Annotated in this window: 2 protein-coding genes; both read left to right on the forward strand. The window is 40.4% G+C overall.

Annotated features, from left to right (window positions below):
• Window positions 1-156 precede the first annotated feature (156 nt).
• Window positions 157-1,152 (forward strand): ABC transporter ATP-binding protein, encoded by a 996-nt coding sequence (locus tag BX659_RS18550; protein ID WP_097017624.1) that lies wholly within the window; start codon window positions 157-159, stop codon window positions 1,150-1,152.
• An 11-nt stretch (window positions 1,153-1,163) separates the two neighbouring features.
• Window positions 1,164-2,093: ABC transporter ATP-binding protein (locus BX659_RS18555; protein WP_106231973.1), on the forward strand; the 930-nt coding region annotated here is incomplete at its 3' end.

A 2,093-nucleotide genomic window follows, 5' to 3' on the forward strand; every position in this document is an offset into this window, starting at 1 on the left:
TATTTGGTGATGGATTAAGAGATGCTTTAGATCCGAAAATGAAGGATAAATAAATTAGTCGCTAGCTATTGGCTATTAGCTACTAGCTTAAAGATTAAAAGATTTAAGCCAGAAGCCAACTGCTAATAGTTAATGAGTACTAACGGAGGTGAAAAAATGAGTAAAAAGATTCTAGAGGTAAATGATTTACAGACCCATTTCTTTTTAGATAAAGGGGTGGTTAAAGCAGTAGATGGAGTAAGTTTTAGTATTAAGCAAGGCGAGACTTTAGGAATAGTTGGAGAATCTGGTTCAGGTAAGAGTGTGACCTCAGCCTCAATTATGCAGCTGATTCCAACTCCTCCGGGCAAGATTGTAGGTGGAGAGATAATCTTTAAAGGTGAGGATCTATTAAAGAAGCCGATGAAGGAGATTAGAAAGATTCGGGGAAATGAGATCTCAATGATCTTCCAAGAACCGATGACCTCTTTAAACCCAGTATATACCGTTGGTGATCAAATTGCGGAAACAATCCAATTACACCAAGGATTAGATAAGAAAGCAGCTTTAGCAAAGGCAGTGGAGATGCTAGAGAAGGTAGGAATTCCCTCTCCAGAAAAGAGAGTCCATGATCACCCTCATCAGTTAAGTGGTGGGATGAGACAACGTGTAATGATTGCCATGGCACTAGCCTGTAATCCAGATCTATTGATTGCTGATGAACCAACGACAGCCTTAGATGTAACGATTCAGGCACAGATCTTAGAGCTGATGAAAGAGTTAAGAGATGAATTCAATACAGCTATTATGTTGATTACCCATGATTTAGGAGTAATAGCAGAGGTAGCCGATAAGGTAGCAGTAATGTATGGGGGAAGGGTAGTAGAGTATAGCGATGTGAAGACCTTATTTAAAGACCCAGAGCATCCCTATACAGCAGGACTGATTAAATCAATCCCTAGAGTAGATGGTGGATCAACTAGATTGACCCCAATTGAAGGAAATGTACCAGATCCATTTAACTTCCCTCAAGGTTGCAAATTTGCTAATAGATGTCCTTTTGCTACAGAGAAATGCTGGTCAGAGGAGCCACAATTAGAAGAGATTAGAGAAGGACATTTAGTTAGATGCCATCGCTGGGAAGAATTAGACTTGAAAGCAGAAAGTAAGTAGGAGGTGAACTTATGTCAGATACAATATTGAAGGTAAACAACTTAAAGAAGCACTTTCCAATCAAAGGTGGAATTTTTGGAAAGGTAGTCAATTCAGTTAAAGCAGTAGATGGCTTGAACTTTGAAGTCAAGCGAGGAGAGACTCTAGGTCTAGTAGGTGAGTCAGGCTGTGGTAAGTCAACGACAGGAAGACTATTATTAAGGTTACTAGAAGCCACAGAGGGTGAAGTGATCTTTGAAGGTCAGAATATCTTAGACTTAGATAAGGCAGCGATGAGAAACCTAAGAAGAGAGATGCAGATGATCTTTCAAGACCCTTATGCTTCCTTGAACCCAAGGATGACAGTGGGAGAGATTATTGCAGAGCCGATGAAGATTCATGGGATTGGGACAGCTAAAGAGAGAGAAGAAAAGGTAAGGTATCTCTTAGATAAAGTAGGCTTACAGCCAAATTATGCAAAAAGATACCCCCATGAATTCAGTGGAGGTCAACGCCAAAGGGTAGGAATAGCTAGAGCTTTGGCAGTAGATCCAAAGATAATCGTTTGTGATGAGCCAGTATCTGCCCTTGATGTATCGGTACAGGCTCAGGTAGTCAATTTGATGCAGGACTTGCAAGAGGAGTTAGGGTTGACCTATATCTTTATTGCCCATGACTTAAGTGTAGTTCGCCATATCAGTGATAGGGTAGCAGTAATGTATCTAGGACGAATGGTAGAGCTAGCAGATAAGAATGAATTGTATAATAATCCAAAGCATCCTTATACTAAGGCACTATTATCAGCGATACCAATTCCCGATCCAGAGAAGACAAGAGAGAAGATAATCTTAGAAGGAGATGTACCAAGTCCAATCAATCCACCAAGTGGATGTCCTTTTCATACAAGGTGCCCTTTTGCTACTGAGAAATGTAAGAGAGAGGTACCAAGCTTTGAAGAGAAG

Source organism: Orenia metallireducens (genome assembly GCF_003001995.1).
Classification (GTDB): Bacteria; Bacillota; Halanaerobiia; order Halobacteroidales; family Halobacteroidaceae; genus Orenia; species Orenia metallireducens_B.